Below are 16,398 nucleotides of genomic sequence, written 5' to 3' on the forward strand. Positions count from 1 at the left end.
ACCATGGATGTCCTCGACGAGATCGTCCTCACCGGACTGACCGTGTTCGGTCGGCACGGCGTGTACGACCACGAGCGGGAGAACGGTCAGGAGTTCACGATCGATCTGCGCCTTCGGATGCCGCTGGACGATGCGGCGTCATCGGACGACGTGGCCGACACGGTGCACTACGGAGAGCTCGCCGAGAGAGTCGCAGAGGTCGTCGCGGGCGAGCCGGTGAACCTCATCGAGACGCTCGCCGATCGCATCGCGGCTGTCGCGCTCGCCGACGCCCGGGTGCACTCCGTCACCGTCACGGTGCACAAGCCGCATGCTCCGATCGCCCTGACCTTCTCGGACGTCGCCGTCACCGTGCACCGGGCGCGACAGCAGTTCGCCGAGGAGGAGTCGCGATGAGTCGCAATCTGGCGAACCCGCCGAGTCTCCCCGGCCCGCGACCCGGGCGCGAGGATGCCGTCGCGGTCGTCGCCTTCGGCGCGAATCTGGGTGATCGCGAAGGCACGATCCGCGCCGCCGCCGAGCGCATCTCGCGACTGCCGCTGGTCAGAGACGTGCGGTTGTCCTCGTTGATCGAGACCGTCGCGCTGCGGCTCGACGGGCCGGATCTCGACGCCCCGGGGTATGTGAACGCGGTCGCCCTGGTCACCACCCGCCTCGCTCCGTCGATCCTGCTCGGCATGCTGCACGCGATCGAAGAAGAGTACGGCCGCGAGCGCCTGGAGAGATGGGGCGATCGGACACTCGACCTCGACCTGATCGCCTACGGTGACGAGTCGGCGGAGGGTGACGGACTGCAGCTGCCGCATCCCCGTGCGTTCGAGAGGTTGTTCGTCCTCGAGCCGTGGCTCGAACTCGATCGCGACGCAGTGCTTCCCGGTGCGGGCCGCGTCGCCGACCTCGTCGCGGATCTGCGACGCCGGGAGCAGCGATGAAGCGCACCTCGATCGGACTCCTCGTGCTCCTCGCCGTGCTCGCCGCCGGCGCGGGTTTCGTCCTCGACCACATGCTGACGGCGATGGGCCGCACGACCTTCACGCCGTCGTTGCTGCTGCCCGTGCTGCTCCTGCTCATCGGCGCAGCCTCGCTGGGCGTCGCCTGGCCCGTGCGCGCGAGTGTTCGCAACGGCGTCCGCATCGATCCGTTCCGTGCGACGCGCGCGGTGACGCTGGCCCGCGCGTCCAGTCTCGTCGGGGCGATCATGGCGGGGTTCGGAGCGGGCCTCTTGGCGTTCCTCCTCTCCCGGCCGATCGATCCCCCGGTAGGGTCGACTGTGGCGATGCTGGCACTGATCGGAAGCGCGGTCGTGCTGGCCGTCGCCGCGCTCATCGCCGAACAGTTCTGCATACTTCCGAAGGATCCTGATGACTCAGAACCCAGAGATCGAGCCGGGGATCCCGGCCCCGCTGAACTCGGCGGAGGTCACTGACCGCGCGGCCCTCGACCAGGGCACGTACCCGCAGCTGCGCACCGCGCGCAGCGAGGCGAGACTCGAGCTCGACGGGACCTGGCATCAGATCTCCCCTCGCTACGTGGTCTCGCAGAACGTGCAGAACCTGATCTTCATCGCCGTCGTCCTCGCGGTCGCGGCGGTTCTCGCGCTCGTGCTGCATCAGACCTGGGCGTGGATCCCGGCGGGTGTCGTCGTGCTCATCACGCTGATCACCATGGTCATCCTGCCGAGGCAGGCGAGGGCCATCGGATACATGCTCCGCGAAGACGACATCGTCTTCCGCAAGGGCATCCTCTGGCAGCGCATGATCGCCGTGCCCTACGGACGTATGCAGCTCGTCGATATCACCCAGGGGCCGCTGGATCGCGCGTTCGGCATCTCCCAGCTGAAGATGGTCACCGCCGCCGCGACGACCGGAGTGCAGATCCCCGGTCTCACCCAGACGGCGGCAGAAGCGCTGCGGGACACCCTGATCGAGGTCGCCGAGACTCGCCGGACGGGCCTGTGAGCGAGCACCAGCCGCCGGCACCGACGGGAGAGCGGCCCAGCGCGGCCACCGGGCGCGAGACCCTCGCCGACGGCGAGTGGCATCGGATGCATCCGCTCACCCCGCTCTTCAAGGGCGGGCTGGCCCTCATCATCATCGCGGGCATCGCGATCGCCAACCTTCGCGACCGTCTGATCGCCTGGTTCGTCGACCTCTTCACCCCCGAAGAGGCGCAGTACGACTACAGCGGCGGGGATCCCGTCGACTGGGTGCTGCAGAACAACCTCATCGTCATCGTGCTGCTCAGCGTGCTCGGACTGGTCGTCGTCCTCGTCCTCATCTTCTGGTTCGTCTGGCGCTTCCAGCAGTTCCGGATCACGGGGGACCACGTCGAGGTCCGCAAGGGCATCGTTTTCCGCTCGCACCGTCGCGCTCCGCTCGACCGGGTGCAGGGCGTCAACCTCACCCGTCCGTTCCCCGCGCGCATCATCGGACTCGCGAAGCTCGAGGTCGTCGGTGCCGGCACCGATTCCAACGTCGAGCTCGAGTACCTCGCGACTCCGCGCGCAGAGGCGGTGCGCACCGACATCCTGCGCCTCGCCTCGGGTGCGCGCGCAGCCAGACTCACAGCTGCGGACGCCGCGGCCGGCGTGCGCTCCTCTGACGCCGCAGGCTCGGGGACGGTCGCGCCCGGTTCGGCACGGGCACAACTCGTCGGATCGATGAACGCCGGCGTCAACGATCTGATCAGCGGCGTCGACCTCGGCGACGTCGAGCCCGAGAGTGTGGTGAAGATCCCGACGGGGCGTCTCGTCGGCTCCCAGCTCATCTCGAGCGTCCTCTGGCTCATCTTCTTCGGGATCATCTTCGGCGTCGCGGTCGGCGGCGTCGCGATCGGCTCGCTGATCGACGGAGACCCCATCGGCGGGTTCCTCGGTCTCGGGATCACGCTGGGCATCGCGATCCCCATGATCATCGCGATCGTCGGAATCACCTGGGCGCAGATCTCGAAGTCGCTGCGCTACTCGATCGCCCCGACGCCCGACGGCGTGCGGATCACGTACGGTCTGCTGACGACCGTGACCGAGACGCTGCCGCCTGGACGCATCTTCGCCGTGGAGGTCACGCAGTCGCTGCTGTGGCGGCCGTTCGGCTGGTGGACCGTCAGGATCAACCGCATGAGCGGCAAGAGCGCCGCTCAGCAGTCGTCAGGTTCGGCGCAGCAGTTCAGCGTCGTGCTGCCGGTCGGCAAGCGCGCCGATGTCGAACGCGTGCTCGCGCTGATCCTTCCCGATGCTCCGGTCGCCGACATCCCGCTCGTGTGGGAGCACGGCATTCTCGGGCCGGTCGAGGGCGACCCGTACCGGACGATGCCTCGGCGCGCATGGTGGCGCAGGCCCGTGTCGTGGAAGCGTCACGGCTTCGCGTTGACCGAGTTCGGACTCCTGCTCCGGCGTGGCATCGTCTGGCGCAAGCTGGCGATCTTCCCGCTCGCCCGGCTGCAGGGAGTGTCGCTCTCGCAGGGGCCGATCGACCGTGCGCAGCGTGTGTCCGGTGCGCAGGTGCACTCCGTGCAGGGGCTCATCACGGGCTATCTGTCGGGTCTCGAACGCGATGACGCGCTGTACCTGCTCGACAGGGTGAGCTCGGCAGCGGTCGCCGCCGCCGCGCGCGATCACACCCACCGGTGGGGCGAATACGTGACGGATGCCGAGGGAGCGCAGGTTCCCGGGTACCCGGTCGCCGGGGCGGATGCCGCTGCAGGCGTCTCCGGGACCCCGCTGCCTCCTCCGGCTCCGCCTGTCGCGCCGCCGGCTCCGCCTGTCGTGCCTCCGGCTCCGCCTGTCGCTCCGCCCGTACCTCCGGCCCCGCCCGCAGCGCCGGCTCCGAACGGTGAGTGATCCGACGCGCCGCGATGGGCGCCTCGGAGTCGGCATCATCGGCGCGGGACGAGTGGGGCCGGTCATCGGCGCGGCTCTCGCCGGAGCAGGACACGCGATCATCGGCATCACGAGCGGCTCTGACGACGACCGTGCGTCAGCGGTGCTGCCGGACGTCCCGATCCTCGATGCGCTGGAGGTCGTGCGTCGCAGCGAGCTGGTCGTGGTGGCCGTTCCTCACGATCAGCTGGCGGGCCTGATCGCGGGCATCGCCGAGGTCGGAGGCTGGCAGCTCGGCCAGCTCGTGCTGCACACGGACCCCGGTCACGGCATCGAGGTGCTGCGACCGGCGGCCTCGAGCGGTGCGATCCCGCTCGCCGTGCATCCGGCGATCACCTTCACGGGCACGTCGATCGATCTGCGTCAGCTGCAGGCGAGCTATGCGGCGGTCACCGCTCCGGCGGCGGTGCTTCCCATCGCACAGGCTCTGGCAGTCGAGATGGGATGCGAGCCGGTCGTGATCTCGGAGGCGGATCGGGAGGCCTACGCCGACGCGATCCAGACCGTCACCGAGTTCTCACGCTCGATCATCGCGCAGTCCACCTCGCGCCTCGGTGAACTCGGCGTCGAGAACCCGGGGGGATACCTCTCCGCCCTGGTGCAGTCGACGGTCGAACGGGCGCTCCGCGATGCGTCAGGGCCGCCCCCTCTGCTCTGACGTCAGCGACCGCCCGAGAAGCCGCCTCCACCGCCTCCGCCGGAGAAGCCGCCGCCGAACGATCCGCCTGCGCTCGACGACGAGCTCGCACTCGGTGCCGCGTACGTCGCGGACGCGTGCGACGTCGCAGCGAACGCCACGAGCTGACCGCGGACGAAGGGCGCGCTGGGATCCCCGATCCACGACGCGCCTCGTTGCTCGTAGGCGTACACCTGCTCGAGAATGGCGCCCCATTCGTTCTCCATGCCGAACAGCATCGCGTAGGGGAGCAGGCGCTCGTAGACGACGATCACGTTCGCGCTGCCGTCCTGTCGCCTCTCGGCGCCCGTGTACGACTGGAGCATCCGGAGTCGATCGGCTTCGGCGACGCGGATGAACTCCCTGACGCCCATGAGGTATTCGTACTGTCGGGCGCCTTCGGCGGTGAGGACGGTGTGCTTCGAGAAGCCGTAGAAGGAGGACAGGAGAACGAGGAAGACACCGAACGCGATCGCGACGAACGCAGGAATCGCTGTGACACGTCCGCCGATGATCCCCCAGAGGCCGAGGGCGAAGCCTGCGAGCACGACGCCGATCGCACACCACTGCAGGATCATCGCGCCCCTGCTGCGCGCCTTGGTGGTGAGGCCGCGTGACACCGCTGCCTCGATGCCGCTCTGCGACAGCGTCTTCATGCGCGCCGCGAAGTCCTCGCTCGAACTCGGAACCTCGGCGACTCCTGCGGCGTCGGCGCCGACGAAGAGCGCATCCAGTGCCTGGGCGTCGAGCTCGTCAGGAATCCTCCCACCCGGAAGGCGTCGCAGCCGTGGCTGCTCGACGTCGGTGCCCTCCTCGATGCGCAGCAGGCCGCGTACCGCGAGGTGGATGATCTCTGCGGGGATCGGGTCTTTGGCGCCGGGCACGATCCCGGCGGCCAGCAGTGGCGGCAGCGAATCCGGCACGTCGTACTGCGCGACGATGATGCCGCTGGATGTGCGTCGCTTCTTCTTGAACGCCGACACGGCGATCCAGCTTCCGACCGAGAGCCCGAGCCCGCCCAGTGCCGCGATCGCGGGAACGGTGTCGGTCACGGGATCGGGCTGCCGAGCCGACGGCTGCACAGCGGTGCGAGGGTCGAATCCGACGGCGACCGTGATCCCCTCGCCGGGGGAGAGCTCTTTCGCCTCGACAGCGAACTGCGCGCCGTCGGGCGACGCGACGAGGTCGCACTCGTTCGTCGATCCCTGGTAGCCGGTGTAGCAGCGGGCGTTTCCGGTCAACCGATCCGTCATCGTCTCGTCGAACACGATCTCCGCACGGAAGTCCTCGACGGGCTGGGTGCTGTCGAGAGGAAGGAGGTCCCAGTAGAACTCGTCGACTCCGGAGTCTGCCGCCAGGATCACGTCGCGCATCTCGTACTCGATCACGTAGGTCGCGAGTCCGCGCACGTAGTCGTCGTCGCCGGTGAGCACCAGCAGCAGCCCGTCCTCCTGCTCGGTCTCGTAGGGCACGTCGGCCCCGGTCTCGTCGGTCACCGACAGCACTCGCACATCGAGCCACGCGTTCTCGTAGCTCGTCGGAAGTCCGCGGACGATCCCCTTGTTCTGATCGACCTCGGGGAATCGAGCCGTGAGGGACTCGGTGACGTGCATGTGCGAGCGGCCGTCGTCGTCGAGACCCACCTCGTACCGTGCATCCCACGATGCGTAGGAGAAGTCGTCCACGTCGGCGCGGATCGCGGTCGAGGCGCCGGCGGCGGGTGCTGGTCCCGCTGCTGCTGCAGCTGCCGGTGTCGTGGGCACGAGCAGTGCAGCGGCGGTGAGACCGATCGTGACGAGCGTGCGGGCGAGTCTGGTGGCTGCCATGCTTCGAGGCTACCCAGACTCGACCGCAGGGTGAGGGGTCGGACCTCGGTAAACTGGACACGACTTTCAAGGAGCCCCGAATGACTGACGCGTCTGCCGCGCCCGAGACGACCACCGCCGTCACCGAAGAAGACGTCCACGAGCAGAAGGCCGTGCGCCTGGCGAAGCGCGAGCGTCTGGTCGCGAACCGCGCGGATGCCGGCGGGGGAGCGTTCCCTGTCAGCGTGCCGGTGACTCACCAGATCCCGGCGCTGCGCGCCGAGTACGGCGAGCTCGAGGCGGGTGCCGAGACGGGCGTCGTCGTCGGCGTCGCGGGTCGTGTGGTGTTCAGTCGCAACACCGGCAAGCTGTGCTTCGCGACGCTGCAGGCCGGCGACGGCTCGCGGATCCAGGCGATGATCTCGCTCGCGAACGTCGGGGAGCAGTCGCTCGCCGATTGGAAGGAGTACGTCGACCTCGGGGATCACGTCTTCGTGCACGGCGAGGTGATCTCCAGCCGCCGCGGCGAGCTGTCGATCATGGCCGACGGGTGGGCGATCGCCTCGAAGGCGATCCTGCCGCTGCCGAATGCGTACTCGGAGCTCAGCGAAGAGGGCCGGGTCCGCAGCCGATACCTCGACCTGATCGTCCGCGAACAGGCGCGCACGACGGTCCGCGCTCGTGCGGCGGTGAACGCGAGCCTCCGAGCGACGTTCGGCAGCCACGACTACCTCGAGGTCGAGACCCCGATGCTGCAGGTGCAGCACGGTGGAGCGTCCGCTCGCCCGTTCGTCACCCATTCGAACGCGTTCGACACGGAGCTCTACCTGCGGATCGCGCCCGAGCTGTACCTGAAACGTGCCGTGGTCGGCGGCATCGAGCGGGTGTACGAGATCAACCGCAACTTCCGCAACGAGGGCGCAGACTCGACCCACAGCCCCGAGTTCGCGATGCTCGAGGCCTATCAGGCCTATGGCGACTACACCCAGATGGCCGCGCTGACGCAGGAGCTGGTGCAGCAGGCGGCGATCGCGGTCGCCGGTTCGACCACGGTCACCTGGGCGGACGGCACCGAGTACGACCTCGGTGGCGAATGGGATCGCATCTCGATGTACGAGTCGCTGTCGGCGGCATCCGGTCGCACGATCACCCCGAGCGATCCGGTCGAGGACCTGATCGCCTTCGCCGAGGCGAACGGCGTGGACCTGCCCGCTCAGGCCACGCACGGCAAGCTCGTCGAAGAGCTGTGGGAGCACTTCGTGAAGGGCGACCTCGTGCGCCCGACCTTCGTCATGGACTTCCCCGTCGACACCTCGCCCCTCGTCCGCGAGCACCGCTCGATCGAGGGCGTCGTGGAGAAGTGGGATCTGTACATCCGCGGGTTCGAGCTGGCGACCGGATACTCCGAGCTCGTCGACCCCGTCATCCAGCGCGAGCGCTTCGTCGAGCAGGCGAAGCTCGCCGCCCGCGGTGACGTCGAGGCGATGCCGGTCGATGAGGAGTTCCTGCGGGCGCTCGAGCACGGCATGCCGCCGTCCGGCGGCATGGGCATGGGCATCGATCGCCTGCTGATGGCGATCACCGGGCTCGGCATCCGCGAGACCATCCTCTTCCCCCTCGTCAAATAACGGGCGTCGCGCCGCGTCTGAACGCCCACTCCGGCAGCATCGCCGCGTCGATCATCGACGCGAGCAGCGCGGCGAGACCGTACTCGGGATCGATCGCCCGCACGAGATCGAGGTACTGCGCGGCATGGCTCGAGCGGCCGAGTGCCCACGAGAGCCATGCCGCAGCGGTGAGCGGAGCGGGTCTCGCCGCAGGCGGGGCGAGAGCGGCAGCCGTGCGGACGAGTGAGAGGGCGACTGCGAGTCGCTGCGGATCAGGAGTGGCTCCCCGGCCGAGGAAGACATCGCCCAGGTCGTCGGGCACCCTGGTCGTCGCGCCCGCGAAGTCGAGCTGCGCCTGGAGCGTGCGCTCGCCGCCGCGCGCATCGGTCGCCCATTGGGTCAGCGCGACGTCTCGGAAGAGCGGGCGATCGAGGCACCACAGGAGGGCCGCGGTGGCGAACGGCGGCAGATCGTCCGGGGATGCCAGAACGGACTCGAAGAAGGCCGGGATGTCCTCGAGGAGCACGAGCGCCGCGATCGCCTGAGGGTTCTCCGTGCCCGTCGCCCCAGGTGTGCCGCCTCGTTCGAGGAGACCGCCGACGTCACGCAGTGCGCGCCCCACCCGCTCCTTGTCGGCGAAGCCGGCCGCAGGAAGAGCAGCACCGGACAGCTGGTCCCCGGAGACGTCACCGACGCCCGGCACCTCTGGTGCGAGGCGGTCGAGACGGCGGACCTGCGGATCGCCGTCGAGGTAGCTCGACCACCCGTCGGGGGTCACGCAGAGCGCGTCGACGATACGCAGTCCGGCCTCCTCCGCCCGACCCAGCACTTCATCGACCTCGACGGCGAAGGGGAGCACCAGCCCGTCGCGTGTGCGCTGCACGGAGTCATCCGTATAGACCACGAGGGCGACCGCATCCGTCCGCTCGACTCGCGAGACGAGGCCGACCGCGGCATCCGCGTAGTCGGCGAGGTCGTCGTGGCTGCGGGGGAGGTCGAGTCGCATCGCGCCGTACGTGCGTGTGCCACGGAACGGCAGCAGGACGAGGCTCTCAGTCGGGGTGAAGCCTGCGAGAGAGGGGACGATGCTGAGGAACTCAGCGGAGCCGGAAGCGCGGAGCAGTGTTGTCATCCGGCGAGTCTCATCGCACGAGCACGCTCGCGGTCGGTCTCCACAGCGCCGATGGCCTATCCCCCTTCTGCGCCCGAGTGTGGAGGAGCAGTGGGGTAGTGAGTCGCGTACCATGGAGCCATGGAGAACTTCTGGCTCGCAGCCGCATGGTCGCTCATCCCGACCATCGGGGTGAGCGTCGTGTTCTTCTTCGTGCTCCGCGGAATCCTGCGGTTCGATCGCACCGAACGCAAGGTGCACGCACGGATCGAAGCCGAGGAGCGGGCCGCACGCGGTCTGCCGCCGCGCTCCTGAGCGGCGTCGGAACCATCGGCTACTGTGTAGCCAGCGCACCGTCATCGGTGCCCACTGAAGCGCCCGGCGTCGAAGTGCCGAGCGGCCGAGAGGACGAGGGATGACGCCCGAGATCTGGGCTTGGTGGACCGCGGCGTTCCTGATCGCCCTCGACCTGACCATCCGCATCACGGCGATCATCATCATCCCGCGCAACCGGCGTCCCACGGCGGCGATGGCCTGGCTGCTCGCGGTCTTCTTCATCCCGTTCGTCGGCGTGTTCCTCTTCCTGCTCATCGGAAATCCACGGCTGCCGCGAGCGCGGCGTCGCAAGCAGGATCAGATCAACGAGTACATCGCCGAGACGAGCGAGCACCTGCACTTCGGCACCCTGCGCCCGAATGCGCCGAGCTGGTTTCCCCCGCTCGTCGAGATGAACCACCGTCTCGGAGCGCTGCCGATCTCCGGCGACAACGGCGCGCATCTGATCGCGGACTATCAGGACTCGCTCGACGCGATGGCCGACGAGATCCGCAAGGCCCAGGACTACGTCCACATCGAGTTCTACATCCTCCAGTCCGATGCGTCGACGGACAACTTCTTCCGCGCGATGGAAGAGGTGGCAGAGCGCGGCGTGCATGTCCGCGTGCTGCTGGACCACTGGGCGAACAGGTGGAAGCCGAAGTACCGGAAGACCGTCGCCCGGCTCAATCGGATGGGCGCGAACTGGCACCTGATGCTGCCGGTGCAGCCGCTGAAGGGACGCATGCAGCGGCCCGACCTGCGCAACCACCGCAAGCTCCTCGTGGTCGACGGCAAGGTCGCGTTCCTCGGCTCCCAGAACGTCACCGACTCGACCTACAACCTTCCCAAGAACATCAAGCGGGGTCTGCACTGGGTCGACCTCATGGTCCGCATCGACGGGCCCGTCGTGCTGAGCGTGAACGCCATCTTCCTCAGCGACTGGTACAGCGAGACCGACGAGGTGCTGCAGGAGATCGACATCTCGCACGCCGAGGCGGGCTCGGGCGACCTGGACTGCCAGGTCGTGCCGTCGGGACCGGGGTTCGAGGTCGAGAACAACCTGCGTCTGTTCCTCGGGCTGCTCTACGCGGCAAAAGAGAAGATCATGATCGTCAGCCCGTACTTCGTGCCGGATGAAGCGCTGCTGCTCGCGGTCACCGCAGCGGTCGACCGGGGGGTCGCGGTCGAGCTGTTCGTCTCCGAAGAGGGCGACCAGGCGATGGTCTACCACGCCCAGCGCAGCTACTACGAGGCGCTGCTGAAGGCCGGGGTGCGGATCTGGATGTATCGCAAGCCGTACATCCTGCACACGAAGAGTCTGACCATCGACGACCAGGTCGCCGTGATCGGCTCGAGCAATATGGACATGCGCTCGTTCGGTCTGAACCTCGAGGTGTCGATGCTCGTCCGCGGCGAGGAGTTCGTCCTCGAGATGCGCGCGGTCGAAGACGTCTACCGCTCGCTCAGCCGGGAGCTCACTCTCGAGGAGTGGATGCAGCAGCCGCTCCGGTCGACAGTCCTCGACAACCTCGCCCGTCTCACCTCGGCGCTGCAATAGGGCGCCGATAGGGGGGGTGCTTTCGGCAGACCGCGGCCGGTACCCTGTGTGCATGGCTTCCCCGTCGCGTGTCGTCGCCGCTCTCTCGTCCCTGGCCGCTCTGCTGCTGATCGCGGGGTGCACGATCGGCCCCGGGGCCACAGGATCGCAGGCGACCTCGAACCCGTCGAGCGGGCCCGGGCAGAGCACCGACGATTCGGACGACGTCGAAGGCACGCTGCTCGACGACGGCCGCATGTTCGCCGTGGTGACGTGGGGCTCCTCGACGTGCATTCCCCAGGTCGACGCGGTGACGGCCGAGGGGCAGACGGTATCGGTGACGCTGGTCGAGCCGGAGTCAGAGACGGACGGCGAGAAGGCGTGCACCGCTGACCTGGCCTCCCGCGCGAGCGTCGGCGCACTGCCCGAGGGAGTCGACCCGACGAAGGAGATCACTCTGCAGGTGACGTACGGCGACATGGTCGACGACGTCGAACTCGACGGCGACCCGTCGTTCACCGGCACCCCCGGCTCATCGACGGAGTACGCGCCGAGTGCCGGCTGGTTCGATGACGGCTCGCTGGTGCTGCTCACGTGGGGCTCCTCAGGCTGCCCCCCGGTGGTCGAGAGCCTCGAGGGATCTGGTGCATCGGGCACCGCGACCTTCACGACCGACGACGATCAGGTGTGCACCATGGACATGGCACCGCGCGCGACGATCCTGGAATTCGGCGAGGACGCCGTCGATGATGACGCCTTCACCCTCACGCTCGTCGGCGGGAACCTCGACGGCACGGTCGAGGTGCGCAGCTGACGCTGTAAGAAGTGCGCGCCCCGGTGGATCAGAGCGATGCGACCGGGTGATCGGCGGGGAGCGCCAGCAGAAGAGCCCCGGGATCGACCCGGCACGTGACGCGCACCGCTGTCCCGAACTCGTCGCCGTCGAGCTCGATCGGGGTGGGAGAGGTCACCGCGGCTTCGGCGACGGCTCCGCGGAAGTAGTGCACCGATGCGTCCCGGCCCCGTCGCTCGAGCACGCGACGGCCGGCGCGCGAGCGTCGCAGCACCGAGTTGTCCCACCAGATCTTGCGCCACACGCCGAGCCAGCCCCAGACGCCGGTCGGCTGGATCACGGCGACGTCGAGGACGCCGTCGGTGATGGAGGCGTCGGGGATCAGCGCGATTCCCGCAGGCAGGGTGCCGCAATTGGCGAACAGGATGCTGTGCACCTTCGTCGAGTGCAGGCGGCCGTCGTCGATCTGGAACACGGATCGGAACGGCTCGGCGCTCACGAGCGACCTCGCCGCGCCGTCGACGTACGCGATCCAGCCGACCGACTTCTTGAGGTCGGGGCGCGTGTTGGCGATCATGTCCGCATCCAGCCCGACGCCGGCGAGAACGACGTAGGCGTGCTCCTCGTCTTGCCCGCTCTCTCTCGTCAGACGCGCCCAGCCGATGTCGATCGCGTGGCGGAATTCGCCCAGCGCCGCGCGGATCATCTCGTCGGGGTCGGCCAGCGGGAGTCCGAGATTGCGCGCCAGCAGGTTGCCCGTGCCACTCGGCAGGATCGCGAGCGGCACCCCGGTGTTGGCGATGGCCTCGGAGACAGCGCGTACCGTGCCGTCTCCGCCGGCCACCAGCAGGACATCCACGCCGCGTGCGAGGGCCTCGGCCGTCGCACCCTGACCGGGATCTTCGATCGTGGTCGGATAGAAGGCCGGATGCTCCCACCCGGCCTCGTGCGAGAGAGCGCGGACTCGCGCCCGCAGCTGCTTCCCGTCGACCTTGATCGGGTTGTAGACGAGCGCTGCCTGGCGTCGGCCGGTGGCGCTCGTGGTCATGGCGCTACTCTAGCCCGGGCGTCGGCCCGCCCGGACGCGGCGGACGCGCCCGGGCCGCACCATAGACTTGATGGATGATCGACCTCGCACTCCTCCGCGAAAATCCGGAGATCGTCCGCCGCTCTCAGGCCGCCCGTGGCAACGACCAGGGCACCGTCGACACCGCGCTCGAGGCTGACCGATCGCGCCGAGCGGCGCTCGCCGCGTTCGAAGAGCTGCGCGCCGAGCAGAACGCCTTCGGCAAGCTGGTGGCGAAGGCTCCCAAGGAGGAGAAGGCGGCGCTCGTCGCTCAGGTCAAAGACCTCGCCGAGCGCGTCAAGCAGGCGCAGCAGGCCGCGAACGAGGCGGCAGACGCCCTGGCGGTGGCTCTCGCACGCATCGAGAACGTCGTCGTCGACGGCGTCCCCGCGGGCGGCGAGGCGGACTTCGTCGAGTTGCGACGCGTGGGCGAGGTCCCCGCATTCGACTTCGAGCCGCGAGACCACCTCGAGCTCGGCGAGATCCTCGGCGCGATCGACATGGAGCGCGGCGCGAAGGTGTCGGGCGCCCGCTTCTACTTCCTGCGCGGGATCGGAGCGCGGCTCGAGATCGCGCTCATGAACCTCGCCCTCGACAAGGCGCTGCAGAACGACTTCATCCCGCTGATCACGCCGACCCTGGTGCGGCCCGAGATCATGCAGGGCACCGGATTCCTCGGCGAGCACGCCGACGAGGTGTATCACCTGGACAAGGACGACGACCTCTACCTCGTCGGCACCAGCGAGGTCGCACTCGCCGGATACCACAAGGACGAGATCCTCGACCTCGGCAAGGGCGCGCTGCGGTACGCCGGATGGTCGACCTGCTACCGCCGTGAGGCGGGCTCCCATGGCAAGGACACCCGCGGCATCATCCGGGTGCACCAGTTCAACAAGCTCGAGATGTTCGTCTACACGAACCCGGAGGACGCGGAGGCCGAGCACCTGCGCCTCGTCGCGCTGCAGGAGGAGATGCTGACCTCGCTCGGTCTCGCCTACCGCGTGATCGACGTGGCCGCCGGCGACCTGGGCTCCAGCGCCGCACGCAAGTACGACATCGAGGCGTGGGTCCCGACGCAGGGCGCGTTCCGCGAGCTCACATCCACCTCGAACTGCACGACGTATCAGGCGCGCCGTCTCGACATCCGCCACCGACCCGAGGCTCAGGAGGGGCAGACCGCGAAGACGCAGCCGGTCGCCACCCTCAACGGCACCCTCGCGACGACCCGATGGATCGTCGCGCTGCTCGAGACGCACCAGCAGGCCGACGGATCGGTCCGCGTGCCGGAGGTGCTGCGCCCGTACCTCGGCGGGCTCGAGGTTCTGGAGCCGACCGCGTGACAGCTCCCTGGCTCGTCGGGCTCGACGTCGACGGCACGATCATCCTGCAGGACGAGACGATGAGTCCCGGTGTTCCCGAGGCGGTCGCGCGCCTGCGAGACGCCGGCCATGTGGTCACGATCGCCACCGGACGCAGCTGGATGGCGACGCGTCGCTATGTCGAGCAGCTCGAGCTGACCGCCGATTTCGTGGTGTGCTCGAACGGTGCGGTGACCATGCGCCGTGTGGGAGACGACTGGGAGCGGTGGCACATCGAGACGTTCGATCCGTCTCCCGTGCTCGCTCTGCTGCGCGAGCGGCTCCCGGAAGCCCGCTTCATGGTCGAGCTCGGGTCAGGGCTGCGGCTCTACACCGAGCACCTGGACGACTGGACGCTCGACGGCGGACGGCAGGTCGGCTTCGAAGAGCTCGTCGCCGAACCGGTGTCCCGTGTCGTCGTCGTCTCTCCCGGGCACGACGAGGAGGACTTCCACCGCCTCGTGGCGGACGCCGGGCTGAATGAGGTCTCCTACGCGATCGGCTGGACGGCCTGGCTCGACATCGCACCGCAGGGAGTGGACAAGGGCACGGCGCTGGAGCGCGTGCGCACCGAGCTCGGCTTCGAGCGCGGGCACGTCTTCGTGGCCGGCGACGGGCGCAACGACATCGGCATGTTCGGCTGGGCGCTGGGTCTCGACGGCCGGGCGGTCGCCATGGGGCAGGCGCCGACAGAGGTGAAGGATGCCGCGGGCGAGGTGACCGGCGATGTCGAGGACGGCGGTCTCGCGATGGCGCTGAACACGCTTCCAGCGGCCGCCCAGGTCAGCGCGGGAGAATAGAACTCGGCTAGACTCACGGCTTGTCGGCAGATTCGTCTGTCGGGAGGGTTGTCCGAGTGGCCGATGGAGCTGGTCTTGAAAACCAGTGGGCAGAGATGTCTCGTGGGTTCGAATCCCACACCCTCCGCATTCCAGGGACGGTGCCTCCGCGCCGTACGCTGAACCGAAAGGCCCCGAGTGAGTCCCACCACGCGACGCCGCCGCACCATCGCGCGCCACGGTCAGCTCCACACGCCGGGCCCCCTCAGCCAACTGCTCAAGTTCATCGCGATCGGTCTCGCCGTCGTCCTGGTGAGCGGCTTCGGCGTCGTCTCCTACATCGTCTACGACCTCTCGAGCACCGTCTCGGCCAACGCTGTCGAACTCGACAGCACCGAGGAGCTGCCGCCCGACATCAGTGAGTACAAGGGCGGATTCAATCTGCTGCTCACCGGTGTCGACACGTGCGAAGAGGCGTACGCGCAGTACTTCGGCGACCGCTGCACGGGCGCGGACTCCGAAGGCACCCTCAACGACGTGAACCTCCTCATGCATGTGTCGGAGGAGCCGCGCCGGATCACTGTCGTCAGCCTTCCGCGCGACATGATGGTCCCGATCCCCGAGTGCGAGGACGCGGAGGGCGAGGTGCACTCCGCGATGAACAAGCAGCAGATCAACGTCGCCTACACCGACGGAGGACTCAACTGCGTCGCGAAGACGGTCTCCGACCTGTCCGGTCAGGACATCCAGTTCGCGGCCTCGGTCACCTTCGGCGGCGTGATCGAGATCACCAACGCGATCGGCGGCGTCGAGGTGTGCCTCGCCTCCCCGATCAAGGACCGGTACACGGGCCTCGACCTCGCAGCCGGAAACCATGTGATCGAGGGCATCACCGCGCTGCAGTTCCTGCGGACCCGACATGGAGTCGGCGACGGAAGCGACCTCGGCCGCATCGGCAACCAGCAGCAGTACATGTCGAGCCTCGCGCGCACGCTCATCAGCGGCGAGACGCTCGGCAACGTGCCGATGATGCTGAAGCTCGCGACGACCGGTCTCGACAACGTCGAGGCGAGCACGTCGCTGGCCGACCCGATGAAGATCGTGCAGATCGCGCTCGCGGTGAAGTCCGTGCCCTTCGAGGACATCGTCTTCCTGCAGTACCCGACCTTCACGGACCCGGACGACCCCAACCGCGTCGTGCCGGACAAGACGTCAGCAGAGGCCATGTGGGACGCGATCAACCAGAACGCTCAACTGCAGGTCACGCATCAGAACACCGAGAACGACGGCGTCGTCGTCACGGACCCGGGAACGCAGGCACCGGCGGAGCCGGGAGCGGAGGCGGCGACGCCGGACCCCTCGGCCGCACCCGAGAACGTGGTGGCGCTGCCCGACACGATCAAGGGCAACTCGGCCGCACAGCAGACCTGCTCGAACGGGAACGTGCGCTGACGCGCCGACTGCACTCTCC

The 16,398-nt window shown here is 68.5% G+C and carries 16 protein-coding genes and 1 tRNA gene; 14 read left to right on the forward strand and 3 right to left on the reverse strand.

The annotated features are described in order from the left end of the window. The first annotated feature begins 3 nt into the window (after nucleotides 1–3). From folB to ASE34_RS04050, 6 genes are read left to right on the forward strand one after another with little or no spacing between them, the layout of a single operon-like run. Nucleotides 4–396 (forward strand): dihydroneopterin aldolase, encoded by a 393-nt coding sequence (gene folB / locus ASE34_RS04025; RefSeq protein ID WP_056276771.1) that lies wholly within the window; start codon nucleotides 4–6, stop codon nucleotides 394–396. Beyond that, nucleotides 393–932, forward strand: a complete 540-nt coding sequence (folK, locus tag ASE34_RS04030; RefSeq protein WP_056276775.1) for a 2-amino-4-hydroxy-6-hydroxymethyldihydropteridine diphosphokinase — start codon at nucleotides 393–395, stop codon at nucleotides 930–932. Before folB ends, folK begins: the two co-directional genes overlap by 4 nt. Continuing rightward, a complete protein-coding gene (locus ASE34_RS04035) occupies nucleotides 929–1,426 on the forward strand; it encodes a DUF3180 domain-containing protein (RefSeq protein ID WP_056276778.1) in 498 nt (165 codons plus the stop codon). Before folK ends, ASE34_RS04035 begins: the two co-directional genes overlap by 4 nt. Beyond that, entirely contained in the window at nucleotides 1,362–1,958 is a 597-nt protein-coding gene (locus ASE34_RS04040; RefSeq protein ID WP_053098732.1) for a PH domain-containing protein, read from the forward strand. The genes ASE34_RS04035 and ASE34_RS04040 overlap by 65 nt, the downstream gene beginning before the upstream one ends. Further along, nucleotides 1,955–3,838, forward strand: a complete 1,884-nt coding sequence (locus ASE34_RS04045) for a PH domain-containing protein (RefSeq protein ID WP_235567428.1) — start codon at nucleotides 1,955–1,957, stop codon at nucleotides 3,836–3,838. Before ASE34_RS04040 ends, ASE34_RS04045 begins: the two co-directional genes overlap by 4 nt. Further along, on the forward strand, nucleotides 3,831–4,535 hold the full coding sequence (locus tag ASE34_RS04050) for a DUF2520 domain-containing protein (RefSeq protein ID WP_053098733.1): 705 nt from the start codon (nucleotides 3,831–3,833) through the stop codon (nucleotides 4,533–4,535). The genes ASE34_RS04045 and ASE34_RS04050 overlap by 8 nt, the downstream gene beginning before the upstream one ends. 2 nt (nucleotides 4,536–4,537) lie before the next feature. Here ASE34_RS04050 and ASE34_RS04055 read toward each other — a convergent pair whose 3' ends face one another. Continuing rightward, nucleotides 4,538–6,379, reverse strand: coding sequence for a DUF2207 domain-containing protein (locus tag ASE34_RS04055; protein WP_056276781.1), 1,842 nt, complete (start codon nucleotides 6,377–6,379; stop codon nucleotides 4,538–4,540). A gap of 80 nt (nucleotides 6,380–6,459) precedes the next feature. On the opposite strand from ASE34_RS04055, the gene lysS reads away from it, so the two are divergent. Then, nucleotides 6,460–7,986: a lysine--tRNA ligase gene (gene lysS / locus ASE34_RS04060; protein WP_056276783.1), complete on the forward strand. Its 1,527-nt coding sequence runs from the start codon at nucleotides 6,460–6,462 to the stop codon at nucleotides 7,984–7,986. Here the strand turns inward: lysS and ASE34_RS04065 are convergent. Continuing rightward, nucleotides 7,979–9,097 (reverse strand): DUF4192 family protein, encoded by a 1,119-nt coding sequence (locus ASE34_RS04065; protein WP_056276786.1) that lies wholly within the window; start codon nucleotides 9,095–9,097, stop codon nucleotides 7,979–7,981. The genes lysS and ASE34_RS04065 overlap by 8 nt on opposite strands. A gap of 120 nt (nucleotides 9,098–9,217) precedes the next feature. Here ASE34_RS04065 and ASE34_RS17980 point away from each other — a divergent pair, with 120 nt between their 5' ends. The 3 genes from ASE34_RS17980 (at nucleotide 9,218) to ASE34_RS04075 (ending at nucleotide 11,745) form a co-directional block, all read left to right on the forward strand. Further along, complete coding sequence (locus ASE34_RS17980) at nucleotides 9,218–9,391, forward strand: hypothetical protein (protein WP_171821981.1); 174 nt, start codon at nucleotides 9,218–9,220, stop codon at nucleotides 9,389–9,391. A 100-nt stretch (nucleotides 9,392–9,491) separates the two neighbouring features. Beyond that, nucleotides 9,492–10,952: a cardiolipin synthase gene (gene cls / locus ASE34_RS04070; protein ID WP_053098737.1), complete on the forward strand. Its 1,461-nt coding sequence runs from the start codon at nucleotides 9,492–9,494 to the stop codon at nucleotides 10,950–10,952. A gap of 52 nt (nucleotides 10,953–11,004) precedes the next feature. Then, entirely contained in the window at nucleotides 11,005–11,745 is a 741-nt protein-coding gene (locus ASE34_RS04075; protein ID WP_056276789.1) for a hypothetical protein, read from the forward strand. Nucleotides 11,746–11,773: 28 nt separating this feature from the next. On the opposite strand, the gene ASE34_RS04080 is transcribed toward ASE34_RS04075, so the two are convergent. Continuing rightward, nucleotides 11,774–12,772 carry a diacylglycerol/lipid kinase family protein gene (locus ASE34_RS04080; protein ID WP_056276792.1) on the reverse strand — a complete coding sequence of 333 codons (999 nt, stop codon included), beginning with the start codon at nucleotides 12,770–12,772 and terminating at the stop codon, nucleotides 11,774–11,776. A 74-nt stretch (nucleotides 12,773–12,846) separates the two neighbouring features. On the opposite strand from ASE34_RS04080, the gene serS reads away from it, so the two are divergent. The 4 genes from serS to ASE34_RS04100 all read left to right on the forward strand — a co-directional run bounded on the left by serS (nucleotide 12,847) and on the right by ASE34_RS04100 (nucleotide 16,379). After that, nucleotides 12,847–14,130: a serine--tRNA ligase gene (serS, locus tag ASE34_RS04085; RefSeq protein ID WP_053098740.1), complete on the forward strand. Its 1,284-nt coding sequence runs from the start codon at nucleotides 12,847–12,849 to the stop codon at nucleotides 14,128–14,130. Beyond that, the gene (locus tag ASE34_RS04090) at nucleotides 14,127–14,948 is read left to right on the forward strand and encodes an HAD family hydrolase (RefSeq protein WP_056276796.1); all 822 of its coding nucleotides are present in this window, start codon (nucleotides 14,127–14,129) and stop codon (nucleotides 14,946–14,948) included. The genes serS and ASE34_RS04090 overlap by 4 nt, the downstream gene beginning before the upstream one ends. 42 nt (nucleotides 14,949–14,990) lie before the next feature. Then, nucleotides 14,991–15,075, forward strand: a tRNA-Ser gene (locus ASE34_RS04095). Nucleotides 15,076–15,125: 50 nt separating this feature from the next. Next, the gene (locus ASE34_RS04100) at nucleotides 15,126–16,379 is read left to right on the forward strand and encodes an LCP family protein (protein ID WP_053098742.1); all 1,254 of its coding nucleotides are present in this window, start codon (nucleotides 15,126–15,128) and stop codon (nucleotides 16,377–16,379) included. Nucleotides 16,380–16,398 lie beyond the last annotated feature (19 nt).

The sequence above is a fragment of the Microbacterium sp. Root280D1 genome (assembly GCF_001428975.1).
Classification (GTDB): domain Bacteria; phylum Actinomycetota; class Actinomycetes; order Actinomycetales; family Microbacteriaceae; genus Microbacterium.

Excerpts from the sequence above, each read along its gene's own strand:
- ASE34_RS04080 (WP_056276792.1), bottom strand. The coding sequence starts at position 12,772 with ATGACCACGAGCGCCACCGGCCGACGCCAGGCAGCGCTCGTCTACAAC.
- ASE34_RS17980 (WP_171821981.1), top strand. The coding sequence starts at position 9,218 with ATGGAGAACTTCTGGCTCGCAGCCGCATGGTCGCTCATCCCGACCATC.
- ASE34_RS04065 (WP_056276786.1), bottom strand. The coding sequence starts at position 9,097 with ATGACAACACTGCTCCGCGCTTCCGGCTCCGCTGAGTTCCTCAGCATC.
- folB (WP_056276771.1), top strand. The coding sequence starts at position 4 with ATGGATGTCCTCGACGAGATCGTCCTCACCGGACTGACCGTGTTCGGT.
- ASE34_RS04035 (WP_056276778.1), top strand. The coding sequence starts at position 929 with ATGAAGCGCACCTCGATCGGACTCCTCGTGCTCCTCGCCGTGCTCGCC.
- lysS (WP_056276783.1), top strand. The coding sequence starts at position 6,460 with ATGACTGACGCGTCTGCCGCGCCCGAGACGACCACCGCCGTCACCGAA.
- folK (WP_056276775.1), top strand. The coding sequence starts at position 393 with ATGAGTCGCAATCTGGCGAACCCGCCGAGTCTCCCCGGCCCGCGACCC.
- ASE34_RS04055 (WP_056276781.1), bottom strand. The coding sequence starts at position 6,379 with ATGGCAGCCACCAGACTCGCCCGCACGCTCGTCACGATCGGTCTCACC.
- ASE34_RS04075 (WP_056276789.1), top strand. The coding sequence starts at position 11,005 with ATGGCTTCCCCGTCGCGTGTCGTCGCCGCTCTCTCGTCCCTGGCCGCT.
- ASE34_RS04040 (WP_053098732.1), top strand. The coding sequence starts at position 1,362 with ATGACTCAGAACCCAGAGATCGAGCCGGGGATCCCGGCCCCGCTGAAC.
- serS (WP_053098740.1), top strand. The coding sequence starts at position 12,847 with ATGATCGACCTCGCACTCCTCCGCGAAAATCCGGAGATCGTCCGCCGC.
- cls (WP_053098737.1), top strand. The coding sequence starts at position 9,492 with ATGACGCCCGAGATCTGGGCTTGGTGGACCGCGGCGTTCCTGATCGCC.